15 protein-coding genes, 1 tRNA gene and 1 pseudogene are annotated in these 17,942 nt (G+C 64.1%); 8 read left to right on the forward strand and 9 right to left on the reverse strand.

Annotation, left to right across the window (positions count from 1 at the left end; all coding sequences use genetic code 11):
• Nucleotides 1-109 precede the first annotated feature (109 nt).
• Nucleotides 110-223 (forward strand): annotated as a pseudogene (locus VQ045_RS10495) (integrase); the annotation flags it as partial.
• 253 nt (nucleotides 224-476) lie between these two features.
• On the opposite strand, the gene VQ045_RS10500 reads toward VQ045_RS10495, so the two are convergent.
• The 3 genes from VQ045_RS10500 to VQ045_RS10510 form a co-directional block, all read right to left on the reverse strand.
• A tRNA-Met gene (locus VQ045_RS10500) sits at nucleotides 477-553 on the reverse strand.
• Nucleotides 554-728: 175 nt separating this feature from the next.
• Entirely contained in the window at nucleotides 729-2,396 is a 1,668-nt protein-coding gene (locus tag VQ045_RS10505) for a long-chain-fatty-acid--CoA ligase (RefSeq protein ID WP_331830062.1), read from the reverse strand.
• 130 nt (nucleotides 2,397-2,526) lie between these two features.
• Nucleotides 2,527-3,768 (reverse strand): Zn-dependent hydrolase, encoded by a 1,242-nt coding sequence (locus tag VQ045_RS10510; RefSeq protein WP_331830063.1) that lies wholly within the window; start codon nucleotides 3,766-3,768, stop codon nucleotides 2,527-2,529.
• Between the two features lie 144 nt (nucleotides 3,769-3,912).
• Between VQ045_RS10510 and VQ045_RS10515 the strand changes: the two genes are divergently transcribed.
• From VQ045_RS10515 to VQ045_RS10545, 7 genes are all read left to right on the forward strand, one after another.
• Nucleotides 3,913-5,469 carry an ABC transporter substrate-binding protein gene (locus VQ045_RS10515; RefSeq protein WP_331830064.1) on the forward strand — a complete coding sequence of 519 codons (1,557 nt, stop codon included), beginning with the start codon at nucleotides 3,913-3,915 and terminating at the stop codon, nucleotides 5,467-5,469.
• Nucleotides 5,466-5,819 (forward strand): MmcQ/YjbR family DNA-binding protein, encoded by a 354-nt coding sequence (locus VQ045_RS10520; protein ID WP_331830065.1) that lies wholly within the window; start codon nucleotides 5,466-5,468, stop codon nucleotides 5,817-5,819. The genes VQ045_RS10515 and VQ045_RS10520 overlap by 4 nt, the downstream gene beginning before the upstream one ends.
• A 5-nt stretch (nucleotides 5,820-5,824) precedes the next feature.
• A complete protein-coding gene (locus tag VQ045_RS10525) occupies nucleotides 5,825-6,769 on the forward strand; it encodes an ABC transporter permease (protein WP_331830103.1) in 945 nt (314 codons plus the stop codon).
• Entirely contained in the window at nucleotides 6,769-8,706 is a 1,938-nt protein-coding gene (locus VQ045_RS10530; RefSeq protein ID WP_331830066.1) for a dipeptide/oligopeptide/nickel ABC transporter permease/ATP-binding protein, read from the forward strand. The genes VQ045_RS10525 and VQ045_RS10530 overlap by 1 nt, the downstream gene beginning before the upstream one ends.
• Nucleotides 8,699-9,682, forward strand: coding sequence for an ABC transporter ATP-binding protein (locus tag VQ045_RS10535; protein WP_331830067.1), 984 nt, complete (start codon nucleotides 8,699-8,701; stop codon nucleotides 9,680-9,682). Before VQ045_RS10530 ends, VQ045_RS10535 begins: the two co-directional genes overlap by 8 nt.
• Before the next feature lie 22 nt (nucleotides 9,683-9,704).
• Nucleotides 9,705-10,475 (forward strand): FadR/GntR family transcriptional regulator, encoded by a 771-nt coding sequence (locus VQ045_RS10540; protein WP_331830068.1) that lies wholly within the window; start codon nucleotides 9,705-9,707, stop codon nucleotides 10,473-10,475.
• An 86-nt stretch (nucleotides 10,476-10,561) separates the two neighbouring features.
• Nucleotides 10,562-11,920 (forward strand): sensor domain-containing diguanylate cyclase, encoded by a 1,359-nt coding sequence (locus VQ045_RS10545; protein WP_331830069.1) that lies wholly within the window; start codon nucleotides 10,562-10,564, stop codon nucleotides 11,918-11,920.
• Nucleotides 11,921-11,964: 44 nt separating this feature from the next.
• Here the strand turns inward: VQ045_RS10545 and VQ045_RS10550 are convergent, their stop codons facing one another.
• The 6 genes from VQ045_RS10550 to VQ045_RS10575 all read right to left on the reverse strand — a co-directional run bounded on the left by VQ045_RS10550 (nucleotide 11,965) and on the right by VQ045_RS10575 (nucleotide 17,873).
• Nucleotides 11,965-12,345 (reverse strand): DoxX family protein, encoded by a 381-nt coding sequence (locus VQ045_RS10550; protein ID WP_331830070.1) that lies wholly within the window; start codon nucleotides 12,343-12,345, stop codon nucleotides 11,965-11,967.
• A 171-nt stretch (nucleotides 12,346-12,516) separates the two neighbouring features.
• Nucleotides 12,517-13,905, reverse strand: a complete 1,389-nt coding sequence (gene fumC, locus VQ045_RS10555) for a class II fumarate hydratase (protein ID WP_331830071.1) — start codon at nucleotides 13,903-13,905, stop codon at nucleotides 12,517-12,519.
• Nucleotides 13,906-14,079: 174 nt separating this feature from the next.
• Nucleotides 14,080-14,769: an Isoquinoline 1-oxidoreductase subunit gene (locus VQ045_RS10560; RefSeq protein WP_442879848.1), complete on the reverse strand. Its 690-nt coding sequence runs from the start codon at nucleotides 14,767-14,769 to the stop codon at nucleotides 14,080-14,082.
• Nucleotides 14,770-14,786: 17 nt separating this feature from the next.
• Nucleotides 14,787-16,946 (reverse strand): xanthine dehydrogenase family protein molybdopterin-binding subunit, encoded by a 2,160-nt coding sequence (locus tag VQ045_RS10565; protein WP_331830072.1) that lies wholly within the window; start codon nucleotides 16,944-16,946, stop codon nucleotides 14,787-14,789.
• A 3-nt stretch (nucleotides 16,947-16,949) separates the two neighbouring features.
• Nucleotides 16,950-17,408, reverse strand: a complete 459-nt coding sequence (locus VQ045_RS10570) for a (2Fe-2S)-binding protein (protein ID WP_327622448.1) — start codon at nucleotides 17,406-17,408, stop codon at nucleotides 16,950-16,952.
• Nucleotides 17,409-17,690: 282 nt separating this feature from the next.
• On the reverse strand, nucleotides 17,691-17,873 hold the full coding sequence (locus tag VQ045_RS10575; protein ID WP_327622447.1) for a CsbD family protein: 183 nt from the start codon (nucleotides 17,871-17,873) through the stop codon (nucleotides 17,691-17,693).
• Nucleotides 17,874-17,942: the final 69 nt, after the last annotated feature.

Genomic DNA, 17,942 nt, shown 5'->3' on the forward strand with positions numbered 1-17,942 from the left:
CCCATCAGCGCCAAAATGCCGAAAAGTTCATTGCCCCTGCATCGAGGGCCGCGTAACGTTCAACCCGGCATCGCCGCTCAACGAAGTTCAACAAACTTCGGGACATCCCCGACTGCGCGACCGAGCACTGTTCGATCTGGCGATCGACAGCAAGCGGCGCGGCTGTGACATTGTTAAGGTAAAAACCGGTGAACTCGTGTTGGGCGGGCGCATCCGGGCCCGGGAGGTGCCACCTACGATTACGCTAAGTGGTCCGGGGCAAATCCTAGTGCATGACGGGCCTTGGCGCTAATGCTGGTGAAGCCGGTTCGGATCGCGAAGCCGACCGTTGCAGGACCTTGGGTGCCGGCGGTCCCGGCAAGGTCGAAGTCTACCATCGGCAAATCGGTAGGGAAACCACGGCGGACCTGCCCGGCTTACTGCCGGGCAGGTCCGCCGTGGTTTATATCGCTATAGAAAGTGACTTATGCCGGAAGTGGTTGCGGGGGTAGGATTTGAACCTACGACCTTCAGGTTATGAGCCTGACGAGCTACCGGGCTGCTCCACCCCGCGTCATGGCCGTGCGCCGCTCTGCGCCGCCGGTGAGTGCGATATATGCGAGGCTTGGCTGAATGTGAAGGGGCATTCTCGCTTTTCGGAAAATCAAACCGGATCGGATGGTCGGCCACCCGGATCGCGCCGCAATATCCTCCGCGTGAGCGGCGGTCCCGCGGCAGCTCCGGCCACATCAGTCCCGCAACGCCCGCCGCAGCACCTTGCCCACCCCGGTCTTCGGCAGTTCGTCCTTGAACTCGACCGCGCTCGGCCGCTTGTAGCCGGTGAGATTGTCCTTGCAGAAGGCCTTGACCTGGTCGGCGGTGATCTGCGGATCGCTCGCCACCACGAACAGCTTGACCGCCTCGCCCGAATTCTCGTCCGGGATGGCGATCGCGGCGGCCTCGACGATCCCCGGCATTCGGGTGACCACTTCCTCGATCTCATTGGGGTAGACGTTGAAGCCGGAGACATTGATCATGTCCTTCTTGCGGTCGACGATCTTGAAATTGCCGCGCTCGTCCATGACGCCGATGTCGCCGGTGCGGAAGAAGCCGTCCTTCGTCATCACCTTCGCGGTCTCGTCCGGTCGGTTCCAGTAACCGACCATGACCTGCGGCCCGCGGATGGCGATCTCGCCCCGCTCGCCCATCGGCAATTCCTCGCCGTCGTCATCGATGATCCGCAACTCGGTCGATGGGATCGGCATGCCGATCGTGCCGCTGTAGTCTGTGGCGTCCGTCGGGTTGCAACAGGCCGACGGCGCGGTCTCGGAGAGGCCGTAACCCTCGCAGATGGAGCAACCGGTCCGCTTCTTCCACAGCTCCGCCGTCGCCGCCTGGACGGCCATGCCGCCGCCGAGCGACAGTTTGAGGTGCGACCAGTCGACGGCCCCGGCGTCCTTGTGCCGGGCCAGCGCGCCGAACAGCGTGTTGACCGCCGGAAACGAGTGGAACTTGTATTTTTTCAGTTCCTTCAGCGTTGCCGCGATGTCGCGCGGGTTCAGGATCAGGATGTTGCAACCACCGGTGCGCATCGACAGCATCATGTTCACGGTAAAGCCGAAGATGTGGTAGAGCGGCAGCGCGCAAACCGTGAGCTGCTGCTCCCCTGTCGGGATGTGCTTCATGGCCGGCATGTTCCACAGTTCCGACTGCAGAACATTGGCGATGATGTTGCCATGGGTCAGTGTCGCGCCTTTCGACACGCCGGTGGTTCCGCCCGTATATTGCAGGACAGCGACGTCGGAACGGTCCGACGCGACCGGCGTGAATTGCCTGTCGCGGCCCTTGGCCATCGCCGCCTTGAAGGGAACCGCGTCCGGTAGATCGAATCCCGGCACCAGCTTCTTGATCTTGCGCAGTACGAAATTGACGATGAAGCCTTTGACCGTCGGCAGCATGTCGCCGATGGTGGCCACGACCACATGCTCGACCGGCGTCTCGGCGCGGCAGGTCTCCAGCGTCTTCGCCATATTCTCGAGAATGACGATCGCCCGGGCGCCGGAATCCTTCAGCTGATGCGACAGTTCGCGGGGCGTATAGAGCGGATTGGTGTTGACCACGACCATCCCGGCCCGCAGCACCCCGGCGACCGCGACCGGATATTGCAAGACGTTGGGCATCATCAGCGCCACGCGATCGCCTTGCTCCAGGCCGAGCGACTGCAGATAGGCGGCAAAGATCCGCGACTGCTCGTCCAGTTCGCGAAAGCTCATAGTCGTTCCCATGAAATGGAACGCCGGGAGGTCGCCATGTTTGGCGAAGGCCTCGTCGAGCAACTCGGCCAGCGAGCGGTAGGGAAAATCTGGAAGCTCGGCCGGCACGTCGGCGGGATAGTGCTGAAGCCAGGGTTTCTGCATTGTCGATACCTCCCGTTATCTGAGGGTATCGATAACGCAGTCGCGCGAGAAACGGAATTGGTTTCCCTTTACGTAAACGGAAAAATTACGGACGTTGTCAGCAAGGGACGCGGCGGCCGAAAGCCGGACATCAAACGGCCAGCGATACCAGCGTTCCGAGCAGCAGGTTGGCGCCCTTTTCGATGTCGGGCCAGGCGGTCGCTTCGTCCGGTGCGTGGCTGATGCCGCCCTTGCTGGGAACGAAGATCAGAGCCGAAGGACACAGCGCCTGCATGGTCTGGGCATCGTGACCGGCGCCGGACGGCATCGAGCGGACGGCAATTCCCTGTTTCGGGGCTTCCCCGGCCAAGAGGCGCGCCAGTTCCCGATCGAGCACGACCGGCGGCAGCCAGCTTTTGTCCTCGATGGCGGCTGTCAGGTGATGCCGGGCGGCCGCGGCGGCGATCTCGCCGCGCAGCCGGTCCGTCAATCGCCGCATGACCGCTTCCGAAATGTCCCGAATGATGACGGAGAATTCCGCGGTACCCGGAATCGTGTGCGGGGCATTGGGCGTGAGATCGACCTTGCCGATGGTGATTCGCGATTGCTCGCCGCCGATTTCGTCGATCACCGCGGGGATCGCGCCGGCCACCTCCGCCAGCCCGGCGAAGGCATCGGCGCGCATGTCCATCGGTGTCGTGCCGGAATGATTGGCTGTGCCGCCCAGCCGCACGAAAAGATGGCAGACGCCGGAAACGGAATGGGCGATGCCGATCGGGATACCCGCCGCCTCGAGCACCGGGCCCTGTTCGATATGTAGTTCCAGGAAGGCCCGCACCGAATTCGGCGCGCGCGCCGCATTCAAGATCTCATAGGGGTCGAGGCCGTGCGCACGCATCGCCGCGACCAGGGTAACGCCGTCGGCGTCGCGTGCCTGATCGATCCATTCCCGTGTCACCTGGCCGGCGATCGCCTGGGAACCGAGCATGCCGCCGAAGCGGCCTTCTTCCTCCGCCGTCGCGACAACTTCGATGGCGGTCGTCGGACTTATCCCGGCATCCCGCATCGCCCGCACGCATTCCAGAGCGACGCATACGCCGAGCGCGCCGTCGAAGGCGCCGCCTTCCGGCACCGTGTCGAGATGCGATCCCGTGATGATCGCGGGACCGTCGGCGGGTCCGAACCGGCCGAAGATATTTGCCGCGCCGTCGCGGCGAACCGCGAGACCGTCGGCGGCCATTGCATCGGCGAACCAGTCGCGGACGGCCATGTCGGCCTCGCTGAAGCCGATCCGGTTGAAGCCGCCGGTCCGCGGGTTCCGGCCGAAACCGTTCACGCCGGCCAGAAGCGCTTGCAGGCGGGAAAGATCGATGTGCGCCGTCGCCGAAGGCATCCGAATTCTGCCCCTCAATCAAAGTGTTGTCGCGGTTTCAGGCAAGATTGCCCGAGACGCCGTATAATTGATTATGAATTACACGTTGCCTTCATGCAATTTATCATGATTAATTATCGAAGATAGACAGGCAGGGAGCGCGTTATGAGAAAATGGCTGGCCGCGGCGATCGCCACGGCATTGATGACACTGGCCCCGGCGGCGGTCGCCCAGACGCCGCCCAATGTTCTGGTGGTCGGTCAGATCGCCGAGCCGAAATCGCTCGATCCGCAGGCGGTGACGGCGGTCAACGATTTCCGCATCCTGGTGAATCTCTATGACGGGTTGGTCCGCTACAAGGACGGCACGCTGGAGGTCGAGCCGTCGCTGGCCGAGAGCTGGACGATCTCCGAGGACGGCAAGACCTACACCTTCAAGCTGCGGGAGGGCGTCAAATTCCACGACGGCACACCGTTCAATGCCGAAGCGGTCAAGTTCAACTTTGACCGGATGCTGAAGGAAGATCATCCCTTCGCCGACACGGGGCCGTTTCCGCTCGCTTTCTTCTTTTCCGCCGTCAAGGAAGTGACGGCGGTCGATCCGACCACGGTCGAGTTCAAGCTCGACGCGCCCTACGCGCCTTTCCTGTCCAATCTCGCCTATCCGACCGGCCTGATCGTCTCGCCCGCGGCGGTGGAGAAATACGGCAAGGATTTCGGCCGCAATCCCGTGGGCACCGGCGCCTACAAATTCGCCGAATGGGAGCCGAACGCGAAAATGGTGGCGACCCGGAACGAAGACTATTGGGATGGTGCGCCGGACCTCGAGGCGGTCATCTTCCGGCCGATCACCGACGCCAACACCCGCATCGCCGAGATGCTGTCGGGCGGGCTCGACATCATGGTGGAAGTGCCGCCGGACAGCCTCCAGCAGTTCAAATCCTCCAGCGACTTCGTGGTTCACGAACAGGCCGGGCCGCATCTCTGGTTCCTGATCCTCAACACCAAGGAAGCGCCGTTCTCGTCCAAGGCGGCGCGCCAGGCGGCGAACTACGCGATCAACAAGACCGCACTGGTCGACAACATCCTGCAGGGCACCGCCGAGGTCGCCGCTGGCCCGACGCCGCCGGCCTTCGCATGGGCCTATGACGAGACCCTGGAGCCCTATCCCTACGATCCGGAAAAGGCCAAGGAACTCCTCAAGGAAGCCGGATATGACGGCGAGGAGGTTACCTTCTATGTCACCGAGGGCGGCTCCGGGATGCTCGATCCGGTCGCCATGGGCACGGCGATCCAGGCGGATCTTCAGGCCGTCGGCATGAACGTCAAGATCGAGACCTATGAGTGGAACACCTTCCTCGGCAACGTCAATCCGGGCCTGGAAGGCAAGGCCGACATGGCTGAAATGGCCTGGATGACCAATGATCCGGATACACTTCCGTTCCTTGCCCTGCGCACCGAGGCCTTCCCCGACAAGGGCGGCTTCAATTCCGGCTACTACTCCAACCCCAAGGTGGACGAACTCCTGGAAAAGGCCCGTCAGGTGACGGACCAGGGCGAGCGCGCCGCGCTCTACAAGGAGATGCAGGCAATCGTCCAGGAGGATGCGCCCTGGGTGTTCGTCGCCAACTGGAAGCAGAACGCGGTGACCGCCGCCACCGTCGAGGATTTCAAGCTGCAGCCGTCCTTCTTCCTGATGCTGCAGGACGTGAAGAAGCCTTGACGGATGAAGGATCGCCCCTCGACTGTCTTCGCCGGATATGCCTCGGATTTCCAGAGGCGACGGAGAAGGAAGCGTGGGGCGATCCGACCTTCCGGATCAGGAACCGCATCTTCGCAATGATGAAACTCGGGGACGGCCGGGTCTCGGTCTGGCTCAAAGCCGCCGAGGGAATGCAGCAACTGCTCGTCGAGGCCGATGAAAGGCAGTTTTTCAGACCGCCCTATGTCGGTCAAAAGGGCTGGATCGGCATCCGGCTCGATGACGATCCGGACTGGGACCATATCGCCTATCACATTCGCGAAAGCTATCTCATGGCGGCGCCGAAAAGTCTCCGTGACAAGGTGGCTTGACGATCATGTGGGCCTACATCGCCAAACGCCTGATCGCGGCGATCCCGGTTCTGTTCGGGCTGACGATCATCGTCTTCCTGATCATGGCGATGATCCCCGGCGATCCCGCGACGGCGATCCTCGGTTCCTACGCGACGCCGGAAAACGTCGCGCGGCTCAACCGGGATCTCGGCCTCGACAGGAGCTTGCCCGAGCAATATTTCATCTGGCTTGGCAATCTGTTCCAGGGCGATCTCGGCCGCTCCTACACCTTGAACCGGCCGGTGCTTGACGAGGTGCTGGAACGCTTCTCGGCGACATTGATCCTCGCCGGCACGTCGCTGATCCTGTGCTCGATCTTCGGTCTTCTGGCCGGCATCGTATCGGCCGTCCGGCAATATGGCTGGACCGACAAGATCGTTACGCTCCTGGTGCTGATCGGCATATCGACGCCGTCCTTCTGGCTCGGCCTGCTTCTGATCCTCGGCTTCGCGGTCAATCTGCGGCTGTTTCCGGTTAGCGGCATGTATGCGATCTACGGCGGCGGCGATCTCCTCGACCTCCTGCATCATCTGGCCCTGCCGGCTTTGACCCTCTCCGTCGTCGCGACCGGCGTGATCGCGCGGCTGACGCGCACCGCCATGCTGGAGGTGCTGCGGCAGGACTATATCCGGACCGCCCGCGCCAAGGGCCTGACCGAGCGCCAGGTGATCTTCCGCCACGCCTTCAAATCGGCATTGGTCAGCGTGATTCCGGTGATCGGCATCCAGGCCGGCTTCGTCATCGGCGGCGCGGTGTATATCGAGACCGTGTTCCAGTGGCCCGGCATCGGCTCGATGCTGGTCAAGGCGATCTCGACCCGCGATCTCCTGCTCGTGCAGGGCGGCGTCCTGGTCGTCGCGGCGGCCTATGTCCTGTTCAACCTCATCGCCGACGTCGTGCAGACCCTGCTCGACCCGAGGCTGCGCTGATGATGGACACGACGTTGGCCACTCCCAAACCCAGGGTCCGACGCGGCCGGCCGGGCAGCGCCGCGCTGCTGCTCGCCAACACGCTGGCCACCGGGGGCCTCGTCGTTCTCGTCCTGATCGCGCTGATCGCCCTGGCGGCGCCGGTCCTGCCGCTGGCCGATCCCGACGTCACCGCGCCGGTCGACCGCCTGATGCCGGTGTTCAGCGCCGGACACCCGCTCGGCACCGACCATCTCGGCCGCGATATCCTGTCGCGGCTGATCTGGGGCACGCGGGTCAGCCTCGCGGTCGGCTTGTCGGCCACATTCATTGCCGCCTTCTTCGGCTCGCTGCTCGGCCTCGTCGCGGGTTACGCGGGCGGTCGCACCGACAGTCTTGTCATGCGCGGCATCGATATGGTGATGGCGTTCCCCTACATTCTGCTGGCGCTGGCCATCGTCGCGGTGTTGGGGCCGGGGCTGATCAACGCGCTCTACGCCATCGCGCTGGTCAATATTCCGTTCTTCGCCCGCAACATCCGCGGCCTCACGCTGGGGTTGTCGCGCCGCGAGTTCGTCGATGCCGCGCGCCTGTCGGGCAAGACCCCGGCGCAGATCCTGTTCCTGGAAATCCTGCCGAACGTCCTGCCGGTGATCGTCATTACCATGTCGACGACGGTCGGCTGGATGATCCTGGAGACGGCGGGCCTGTCGTTCCTCGGACTCGGCGCGCAGCCGCCGCAGGCCGACCTTGGCTCGATGCTGGGGGAGGGGCGCAAGATCCTCTTCACCTCGCCCCACGTCTCGGTCATTCCGGGCCTGATGATCTTCGCGCTGGTGATGAGCATCAATTTGTTCGGCGACGGCATCCGCGACGTCCTCGACCCGCGTCTGCGATCCGGCGCCCTGACCCGCCCGGTCGCCCGCACCGCGATCATGCGCGATGTGCCCGCCGAAGCACCCGTTCCAACGGCGGGCGCGGTGCTCGATCTCCAGGGGCTGCGCACCGAATTTCATGTCGGCGGGTCCGTCTACAAGGCTGTCGGCGGCATCGATCTGGTCCTGATGAAGGGCGAATGTCTCGGCCTTGTCGGCGAATCCGGCTCGGGCAAATCCGTCACCGCCATGTCGATCATGGGGCTGGTGCCGACGCCGCCGGGCCGTATCGTCGGCGGGGCGGCCTTTCTCGGCGAGGAAGATATGTTCGCCGTTTCCAATGAGCGGATACGGCAGCTGCGCGGCGCCGCCGTCGCCTATGTCTTCCAGGATCCGCTGTCGACGCTGCATCCGCTGTTCACCGTCGGCGATCAGCTGACCGAGGCGATCCGCGCGCATCAGAGGATGACCGGTTCGCAAGCGAAAAAGCGGGCCATCGACCTCCTCGATCTGGTGCGGATTCCAAACCCGGTCGAGCGGCTGAACGTGTTCCCGCATGAACTGTCCGGCGGCATGCGCCAGCGCGTCTGCATCGCCATGGCGCTCGCCAACGACGCCAAGGTGCTGATCGCCGACGAGCCGACCACCGCGCTCGACGTGACCGTGCAGTCGCAGATCCTGGCACTGATGAACCGGCTGCGCCGGGAGCGCGACACGGCGATCCTGTTCATCACCCATGATTTCGGCGTCGTTTCGGCGATTTGCGACCGGGTCGCGGTGATGTATGCTGGCCGGATCGTGGAAACCGGCCCGACGGAGGCCATTCTGTCGGCCCCGGCCCATCCCTATACGGCAAAGCTGATCCAGTGCGTGCCGGTACTCGGCGAACCGGAGCGCCGTTTCGACGCCATCGCGGGCCGCCCGCCGCTGGTCGACGCCCTGCCGGACGGTTGCGCCTTCGCGCCGCGCTGCCCACGGGCGCGGGCGGACTGCCGAAGCGGCGACATTGCGATGAGCGACGCAGGCGAGGGGCGGGCGGTGCGCTGCCTGTATCCTCTGGCAGCGGGGGAAGCCGATGTCTGACCGGACACTTCTTGCGATCGCGGACGTCGCCAAGATCTTCGGCGGCGGGCAAACCCTGTTCGGCGGGCGAAAGCCGGCGGTTCATGCGGTGCAGAGCCTGTCGCTCGACGTGAAAAAGGGCGAGACCCTCGGGATCGTCGGGGAATCAGGCTGCGGCAAGTCGACCTTGGCGCGGCTGATGGTCGGGCTCGACCTGCCAACCGCCGGGCGTATCACGCTGGACGGCCGCGACCTCGTCGCGGAAGCCAGGCGCGACCGCCGGGCGCTGGCGCGTCAGGTCCAGTACGTGTTCCAGGACCCGGTCGCCTCGCTCAATCCCCGCAAGACCATCCGAACCATTATCGAGGCGCCGCTGATTCACCTCGCCGGGCTGAAGGGCGACGCGCGCGCGGCCCGGCTGGAAGAACTGATGGCCGCCGTCAATCTCGCGCCGGAATTCCTCGAGCGCTATCCGCACGAGTTTTCCGGCGGCCAGGCCCAGCGCATCGGTATCGCCCGGGCGCTCGCCGCCGGGCCGGAATTGATCGTTCTCGACGAGCCGGTCTCCGCGCTCGACGTCTCGATCCAGGCGCAGGTGCTCAACCTCCTGGACGATCTGAAGGACCGCTTTGGCCTCACCTATGTGTTCATCAGCCACGATCTGTCGGTGGTCGAGAGCGTCAGCGACCGCGTCGCGGTGATGTATTTCGGCCGGATCGCCGAGCTCGGCCCGGCGCGCAGCGTCTTCGCGGCGCCGCGGCACCCCTATACCGATCTGTTGATGCGCTCCGCCCCGGCGCCCGGCCGCCATGATTTGATTCCGGAAGACGCCAACACCGAACTGCCCGATCCCTACGATCCGCCACCGGGCTGCGCGTTTTACGCCCGCTGTCCGAACGCGACGGATGTGTGCCGATCCCGGCATCCCCCCCTCGGGCCGGTTCCTGGCGGCGGCGCGGACCACCTTGTGGCCTGTTACCATCCCAATGGGGGCTGATCCCATGCACGAAAAAGCTCCCATGGTCCCGGTTCCGCGCGGTTCGGACAAGGGTCCCAGGCGCCGCAAACGGCCGGATATCATCGCCGACCAGCTTCGTGAGCTGATCGTCGCGCATGGCCTGCGGCCAGGCGATCCGGTCGCGCCGGAGTGGTTCCAGCCTCAAAATCTCAAAGCCTCGCGCGGCACCTTGCGGGAAGCGTTGCAAATCCTTGAGTTTCAGGGGCTGATCACCAGCAGGACCGGGCCGGGCGGCGGCATATTCGTATCGGCCGTCAGTCCGGATCAGGCGATCCGCTTGCTGGACAATCTGTTCCTGTTCGAGCAGCCCTCGATCGCGAATATCTATGCGCTGCGCAAATGGGTCGAGCCGGAACTCGCCGCGAGCGTCGCCGGAAAATTGTCGCCGGAAGGCTTCGAGGCCCTGCAATCCACCATTCGGCTCTATGAGGACGAACCGACGACTGCGGAGGAGGAATACGCCCAGCGTCTCGCCGAGCTCGATTTCCACGAAGAGCTGACGCGCCATTCCGACAACCCGTTGCTGGCCTTCATCGGCAGATTCTTGTTGAGCCTGTTGCGGGAGATGACGGTCTGCCGGGCGATCTACAAGGAGCCCAATCCCGGTCTGCGCGAGACCGGCCTGCATTACCAGGTGCGCCTTTTGCGGGCACTCAAGGCGGGCGATCCGGAACTGTGCCGCATGATCATGCGCGGCCATATGATCGAAGCGGAAACATACATGCTGGAACGCGCCGCGGTTCGGGTGCGCTCGCGCCGGCAAGGGGGATGATGCCCGCTTCCGTCGGAGCATGCGGGCAAGGCAGCGTTAACGATTCTGCGCTAAAAATTGCCCCTTCGGCCTGGGGGTAAAACTTAGTGAGTATCAAGAAAATTTTGCTCGACGAGCTTCCCGGTGTCGTTGACGCGATCGCTGCCAGCGTCGCGGTGATCGGTCTCGATGGTGGAAAACCGGATCGGGTCCTCGCTTGCAACTGCCACTTTCGCCGCATGCTGGGAATCGCCGCGGCTGACGGGCCTGGGGCTCGGCTCAGGAATTTTTTGCCGGGATATGCACGGCGGGACATCGAGGCGCAAATCGAGGAATGCGTTCGGACCGTCACCCCGGTCGAGATCGTGCAGGCCTTCGATCTGGAAGACCGGACGTTCTGGTGGCGCATAGCGGCGCAACCGATCCTGAATGGTGCCCGCGAGCCAGGCGGGGTCTTGCTCACCTGCCTCGATATCACCGAGAAGATCCGCTTGGAAAACGAGCTGAAGACGGCGAATTCCCGCTTCGGCGCTGTCATCCAGTCGGCCTATGACGGTATCGTCACCGTGGATCGGCAGCAGCGCATTCATTTGTTCAACGCCGCGGCCGAGGAGATGTTCGGCTACAGCGCCGAGGAGATTGAGGGCAAACCGCTCAACACCCTCATCCCCGAAAAATATCATGACCGTCACGGTCAGCATTTGGAGAATTTTGCTACGTCGCCGATTTTCTCGCGGCAGATGTTCGAGCGTGGAGGGCGGATTTCCGGCCTGGCCAAGGATGGCACGGAATTTCCCGTCGAGATCTCGATCGCGAAGATCACCGTTGACGGAGCCACCGAATTCACCGCCCTCATCCGCGACATCTCCGAGCGCGCCAAGCTGATCGACGAGTTAAAGCGCCAGGCGTTGATCGATCTGTTGACGGGACTGCCGAACCGGCGGTCCTTTTATGAGCAGGCCGGCCACCAAATCGCATTTGCACGCCGTCACGAACGGCCGCTCTCCATCCTGATGATCGATCTCGATCGCTTCAAGCGGATCAACGACACCAGGGGGCACCCGGCCGGCGACATGGTGCTCAAGGCCATGGCGTCCGCCGGCAAATGCATCCTGCGCCAATCCGACATCTTCGGGCGGCTCGGCGGCGAGGAGTTCGCCGTGCTCCTGCCCGAGACCGATGAGGAGCGGGCCATCGTTATTGCCGAACGATTGCGCCAAGCGGTTGCAAAAGCCCGATTCGAGCACGATTGGGGAGAGCAGGGGCCGATCCCGTTTACCATCAGCATCGGCGTCGCTCCTTGTCTCAAAGACGATGCTGCGATCGAATACGCGCTCAAAAGGGCCGACCGGGCGCTCTATGACGCCAAGCAGGATGGTCGCAATCGTGTCAAGGTCTGGTCAAGGATGCCCGACGCCGAAGCGTCGGGCGAACTGCCGGACGGTGAGGTGCGGAAGGCCGGTTGACCTGCGCGGATCACGCCCGGTTCAAAGCACGAGCGTGATCGCTCTCAGGCGTAGCGGCTTTCGCGCTTGGTCTTGTCGACGGCCATGGCGCCGGCGCCGGAGCCGGCGAGCACCAGGAAACCGCCAGCCAGCGCGATGTTCTTCATCAGGACGTTCGGCTCAGCGAGATGCACCAAGAGACCGGTCGCCACGCAGAACGCCGCCAGTGCGATCGCGACGACGCGGGTCTGGAACCCGGCGAGGATCGCCAGGCCGCCGAACAGCTCCAACGCGCCGGTCAGATAGGCCATCGCGAGCGGTGCCGGAAAGCCAAGGCTGCCGAGATAGCTGGCAAAGCCTTCAGCACCGGTCAGCTTGCCGAAGCCGGAGACGATGAAGATGATCGACAGGAGGACCCGGCCGACGAGGATAAGGGTGGGGTTCATGAAAGACTCCGTCTGGCGGGAGAGGCCTGTGCCTCTCTCCATGTTCCGATGTCCCCAGGTAAACGAAGAGGACGCCGAATACAGCCGGGCTGCAGCCGACGAAACGTCAACCAAAAGCGATACAATCGAAAACGAAGGGTGACGATCGGCCTGAGCTGCTCTTCCGCCGCCTCAGCCGGGGTGGATCATCGCCGCCGGATCGACGATGCGGTCGTAATCCGCCTCGGAGACGAGGCCACTGGCCACCGCTTCCTGGCGCAGGGTCGTGCCGTTCTGGTGCGCCGTCTTGGCGATCTTCGCGGCGTTGTCGTAGCCGATGGTCGGCGCCAGCGCCGTCACCAGCATCAGCGACTGTTCCATCAGACTCCTGATCCGGTCCTCATTGGCCTCGATCCCGTCCACGCAATGTTCGGCGAAGCTCTCCATCGAATCTGCCAGCAGCCGAATCGAGGAGAGAACCGCGTTGGCGATCACCGGCTTGAAGACGTTGAGCTCGAAATGGCCCTGACTGGCCGCGACGGTGACGGTGGTGTCATGGCCGAAGACTTCGCAGGCGACCATGGTGATCGCTTCGGCCTGGGTCGGATTGACCTTGCCGGGCATGATCGAGGAACCGGGCTCGTTGGCCGGCAAATTCAGCTCGCCCAGACCGGAGCGTGGTCCGGAGCCGAGGAAGCGGATGTCGTTGGCGATCTTCATCAGATCGGCCGCCAGCGAATTGAGCGCCCCGTGGAAGAAGGTCAGCGCCCCGTGCGAAGCCAGCGCCTCGAACTTGTTCGTTGCGGTGCGGAACGGCTCGCCGGTGAGCGTGGCGATCTCGGCGGCGATCGCGGTGTCGAAGCCTTCCGGCGCGTTGAGGCCCGTGCCGACAGCGGTGCCGCCCTGCGCCAGCGCATAAACGCCGTCGAGGGCATCGCCGATCCGCTTCTTCGACAACTCCAAAGCCGCCGCGTAGCCGGAAAACTCCTGGCCGAGCGTCACCGGTGTCGCGTCCTGGGTATGGGTGCGGCCGATCTTGATGATCGACGCATATTCCTTGGCCTTGGCGTCGAGCGAGGCGTGCAGCCGGTCCAGTGCGGGGAAGAGGCGCTCCGTCGTCTCGACGACCGCCGCGACGTGCATGGCGGTCGGAAAGACGTCGTTGGACGATTGGCTCATATTGACGTGGTCGTTGGGGTGGACCGGCTTTTTCGAGCCCATCGTGCCGCCGAGCGCTTCGATCGCCCGGTTCGAGATCACCTCGTTGACGTTCATGTTGGTCTGCGTGCCAGACCCGGTCTGCCAGACCACCAGAGGAAAGTGGTCGTCGAGCCGGCCGGCGATGATCTCGTCGGCGGCGCTTTCGATCGCGTCGGATATCTCGCCGTCGAGCCGGCCCATCGACGTGTTGACCCGCGCGGCGGCCTTCTTGACCGTGGCCAGCGCGACGATCAACGGCATCGGCTGGCGGTCGCCGCCGATCTTGAAATTGTTGCGCGAGCGTTCGGTCTGGGCGCCCCAATAGCGGTCGGCCTCGACCTCGATCGCGCCGATGGAATCGGTTTCGGTCCGGGTGCTCATCTCATGCCCTCGCTGCTCTGCCATGTCGTTGCGGCCTGCTTAGCTGGCGCGCGTCCGGATCGAAAGAGGCGTGGGCGGCGTAAAATCGGTTTAGATGAAGCCAGGGTTCGACGGGCGGCAGTGCCAAAAAGAAAACGGGCGGATCGAAAGACCCGCCCGTCCGAGGCTTTAGCCTTACGCGGCCGGGCAGTGGGCTCCGGTCGCGACCCATGCTTCGTAGAGCTGGCCGAACTGTTCCTGCGTGCCCGGCGCCGGCCTCCGGCCCTTGCCCGGGTTCCAGCCCCAGCCGACGAGATCGTCGGTCGCCATGTGCTCGACCAATTCGGCCAGCGTCTTGCCGCCATTGCGGTTTTCGTCCTTGATCTGCGCGCAGATCTCGCCGAGCGACTTGCCCTCCCACGCCATTTCGACCGGGGCGAGATGCCAGTTGGGGTTGCCGGGGATCGACTGGATGTCCTCGGTCTGGGCGACGACCTGGGCGTTTTCCGGCCCATGGCAGGTGTTGCAGGTCATGCCGGGCGCGCCGAAGTTGGCCTCGCCACGCACCACCGGCGGTTCGTGGATCGCCATGTCGTCACCTTGCAAAGGCGAGTCGCCGCGCGGATGGCAATTCACGCAACGGGGATCCTGGAGCACCTTGCCGGTCTCCTCGAAGATGGCGATCGAGCGCTCCTTCTCATCGGCGATGGAATCGAAGTCGGCGACCGACTTCAGCGACCCGGTGTCTGTATCGGCTACCGCGGCCGGCGAGGCGGGCGCCTCGGACGCGCTGTCCTGGGCCAGGCCGGGTCCCGAACCCAGGATAAGGCTGGCGGTCAGAGCCATAGCGGCCCAACGGCCGGCCAGAATTTTTGATGCTGTCACTTTGAATATCCCGTTGTTCACGATGTCAGCGCCTTCACCAATGGCAATTGCCGCACCGGCTGGCTGGTCAGGCGGCGCCAGGCATTGGCGACGGCCGGTCCGACCGGCGGCGTGCCCGGTTCGCCCACGCCGGTCGGCGCCTCGCTGGATTCGATGATCGCCACCTCGACCTCGGGCATTTCGTTGATGCGCAGCGACCGGTAGTCGTGGAAGTTGGACTGGACGATCTCGCCGCCCTCGCCGAGGGTGATCTGGTCAAAGAGGACCGCGCCGAGGCCATAGCCAATGCCGCCTTCCATCTGCGCGCGGATGATGTTGGGGTTGACGGCGACACCGCAATCGACGGCGCACCAGACCTTATGCACCCGTGGCTCGCCCCTCTCGCCGATCGAGACTTCGGCGATCTCGGCGACATAGGTATTGAAGGATTTATGCACGGCGACGCCACGCTGGCGTCCGTCGGCGACGGGCGATCCCCAATCGGCAATCTCGGCCGCCTTGCGCAGGACATTGGCGCGACGAGGATCGTTCTGAAGCAGGGCGAGGCGACCCTCGACCGGGTCCTTGCCGGCCTTCTCCAGCAGTTCGTCGATGAACGTCTCGACGGCAAAGCCGGTATGACTGTGACCCACCGAGCGCCACCACAGCACCGGCACCGGAAGCTCGACATTGTAGGCCCGCACCCGCAGATTGGAAATCCCGTAGGGCATATCCGCGGCCCCTTCGACGGTGCTCTCGTCGAGGTCGGTCTTCTTCATGACCGACTGGCCGACGATCTGCTGGTCCCAGGCGACGATGTTGCCGTCCCGATCGATGGCGCCTTCCAGCGAATGCACGTAGATCGGCCGGTAGAAGCCGCCGCGAATGTCGTCCTCGCGGGTCCACATGTGTTTGATCGGCCGCGTCATGCCGGAGGCTTTGAACGCTTCCGCCGCCTCACGCATGTAGGGAGACCCGAACTGTGCGCGCCGGCCGAAGCTGCCGCCGGCAAGCTGGGTATTGACCCGCACCTTGGCCGGATCGACGCCGCACACATCGGCGATCGCCGCCTTGTCCTGGCCAGGAAACTGCGAGCCATTGTAGCAGTCGATCGACCCGTCCTCGGCCTGGATCAGCACCGCGTCGAGCGGCTCCATCGGTGCGTGGGCGAGGAAAGGAAAGGTGATTTCCGAACGCAATGTGGTGATGCCGTCAGCGGACAAGGCGCTTTCGGTATCGCCATTGTTGGTCGCTTCGAGGCCCTCACTTGCGAGCAGCTTGCGATAATCGGCGTAGATCGCCTCGCTGGAGCGCGTCTCCGCCGCGCTGAGATCCCAGTCGATCGTCAGCGCCGCCCGCCCTTTAAGCGCGGCAAAGGTGTTTTCGGCGAACACCGCGACGCCTTGCGTGATCTGCTTGACGTCGATGACGCCGGGAACCTTGCGGGCCTCGGTGTCGTCGAAACCCTTCACCGTGGCGCCGAAATGCGCGGGGTGAGCGACCATGGCGATCAGCATGTCGTCGGCGATGACGTCGAGCGTGAACACTGCCTGACCATTGGTCTTTTCCGGCGTGTCGAGTTTTGGCCGGTCGGTGCCGATCAGCACGAAATCCTTCGGGTCTTTCAGCACGGGATCGGCCGGCGCCTCCATGGTGGCGGCTTTCTCGGCCAGTTCGCCGAAGCCGGACTCCTTGCCCGACGCTTCGTGCCGGATGCGCCCCTTGGCGACGGTGATCTCTCCGGCCGAAACGCCCCACTCATCGGCGGCCGCGGCGACCAGCATCGCCCGCGCGGTGGCGCCGGCCTTGCGCATCTGTTCGTAGGAATTGGCGATCGCGGTCGAGCCGCCGGTTCCCTGAATGCCGAAGGCCAGATTGGCGTAGAGTTCGTCATTCGCAGGGGCGGCCGCGACCCGCATCTGGCCCCAATCGGCGTCGAGTTCCTCGGCCACCAGTGTGGTCAGGCCCGTATAGGGACCCTGGCCGAACTCGATATGCTTCGACAGCACAGTGACGACGCCGTCCGGCGCGATGCGCACGAACGCATTGAGATCCTGGACCGGTCCCGCCGCGCCGGCCGGCGCGCCTTGCAGCAAGGAAGCCGCGGCTCTGCCGCGCATGGCGAGGCTGACGCCAATCACGAGGCCGGCGCCAGCGAGGAAGCCGCGCCGTGTCGTTTGGATGCTCTGGATATTCATGGGTCAGCCCTCCAGCTTCGCGGCGGCGTCATGGATCGCCTGGCGGATGCGGACATAGGTGGCGCAACGGCAAATGTTGCCGGCCATCGCGTTGTCTATGTCCTCGTCGCTCGGCTTGGGATTGAACTGCAGTAGTGAGACAGCCGACATGATCTGGCCGGACTGGCAATAGCCGCATTGGGGCACGTCGATCGCCGTCCAGGCGGCTTGGACCGCTTCGGCCTCGCGACCCTCGGCCCCTTCGATGGTGGTAACGCTGGAGCCGTCAACCGTCGAGATCGGGGTAATGCAGGAGCGGCGGGTCATGCCGTCGAGATGGACGGTGCAGGCGCCGCATTGGGCGATGCCGCAGCCATATTTCGTGCCGGTCAGTTTTTCCGCGTCGCGGATCACCCAGAGCAGCGGTGTGTCGGGATCACCGTCGAACGTCTTCTCTTCGCCGTTAAGCGTGAAATTGATCAAGCAAGCCTCCTTGCGGTTGGCTGAAAGGGAGCGGCCGGAAATTTCCCGCGGCCGAAAATTAGCATTTGCTAAAACTTAGCCGCGGCCTTGCGCGAGACAAGTGCAGCTACGTGGCCGAAAAGCGGAACTCTGTGTTCACCTCTGGTCTCTGGGCGGATCCACTGACGGCAACCACGGGCGTGGTGGGCAGGTCGATCCCCGCCGACGTTGGCGAAGGGGCGAAACAAAAGGGCCGCTCCAGCGTCGGAGCAGCCCTCGATGTCAGTCCGGTGCGACCAATGGTCACTTCACTTGGTCGCGCACCGCATCCTTGACCTTGCCGTAGTTCTTCTGGGTCTTGCCCTCGACCTGGTCAATCTGACCTTCGGCTTCCAGCCGCTCGTTACCGACGGCTTTGCCCGCTGCTTCCTTGAGCTTGCCACCGACTTCCTTGGCGCCGCCCTTGATCTCGTTCTTGTCGACCATCGATCCATTCCTTTGAGAAATAGTCCGGCGAACTGCCAGGCTTCGGAAAAACAAACGCATTTCCTCGGC

Source organism: Aurantimonas sp. E1-2-R+4, from assembly GCF_036549515.1.
Taxonomy (GTDB): domain Bacteria; phylum Pseudomonadota; class Alphaproteobacteria; order Rhizobiales; family Rhizobiaceae; genus Aurantimonas; species Aurantimonas coralicida_A.

Excerpts from the sequence above, each read along its gene's own strand:
- VQ045_RS10575 (WP_327622447.1), bottom strand. The coding sequence starts at position 17,873 with ATGGTCGACAAGAACGAGATCAAGGGCGGCGCCAAGGAAGTCGGTGGC.
- VQ045_RS10515 (WP_331830064.1), top strand. The coding sequence starts at position 3,913 with ATGAGAAAATGGCTGGCCGCGGCGATCGCCACGGCATTGATGACACTG.
- VQ045_RS10535 (WP_331830067.1), top strand. The coding sequence starts at position 8,699 with ATGTCTGACCGGACACTTCTTGCGATCGCGGACGTCGCCAAGATCTTC.
- VQ045_RS10510 (WP_331830063.1), bottom strand. The coding sequence starts at position 3,768 with ATGCCTTCGGCGACGGCGCACATCGATCTTTCCCGCCTGCAAGCGCTT.
- VQ045_RS10530 (WP_331830066.1), top strand. The coding sequence starts at position 6,769 with ATGATGGACACGACGTTGGCCACTCCCAAACCCAGGGTCCGACGCGGC.
- VQ045_RS10550 (WP_331830070.1), bottom strand. The coding sequence starts at position 12,345 with ATGAACCCCACCCTTATCCTCGTCGGCCGGGTCCTCCTGTCGATCATC.
- fumC (WP_331830071.1), bottom strand. The coding sequence starts at position 13,905 with ATGAGCACCCGGACCGAAACCGATTCCATCGGCGCGATCGAGGTCGAG.
- VQ045_RS10540 (WP_331830068.1), top strand. The coding sequence starts at position 9,705 with ATGGTCCCGGTTCCGCGCGGTTCGGACAAGGGTCCCAGGCGCCGCAAA.
- VQ045_RS10505 (WP_331830062.1), bottom strand. The coding sequence starts at position 2,396 with ATGCAGAAACCCTGGCTTCAGCACTATCCCGCCGACGTGCCGGCCGAG.
- VQ045_RS10525 (WP_331830103.1), top strand. The coding sequence starts at position 5,825 with ATGTGGGCCTACATCGCCAAACGCCTGATCGCGGCGATCCCGGTTCTG.
- VQ045_RS10565 (WP_331830072.1), bottom strand. The coding sequence starts at position 16,946 with ATGAATATCCAGAGCATCCAAACGACACGGCGCGGCTTCCTCGCTGGC.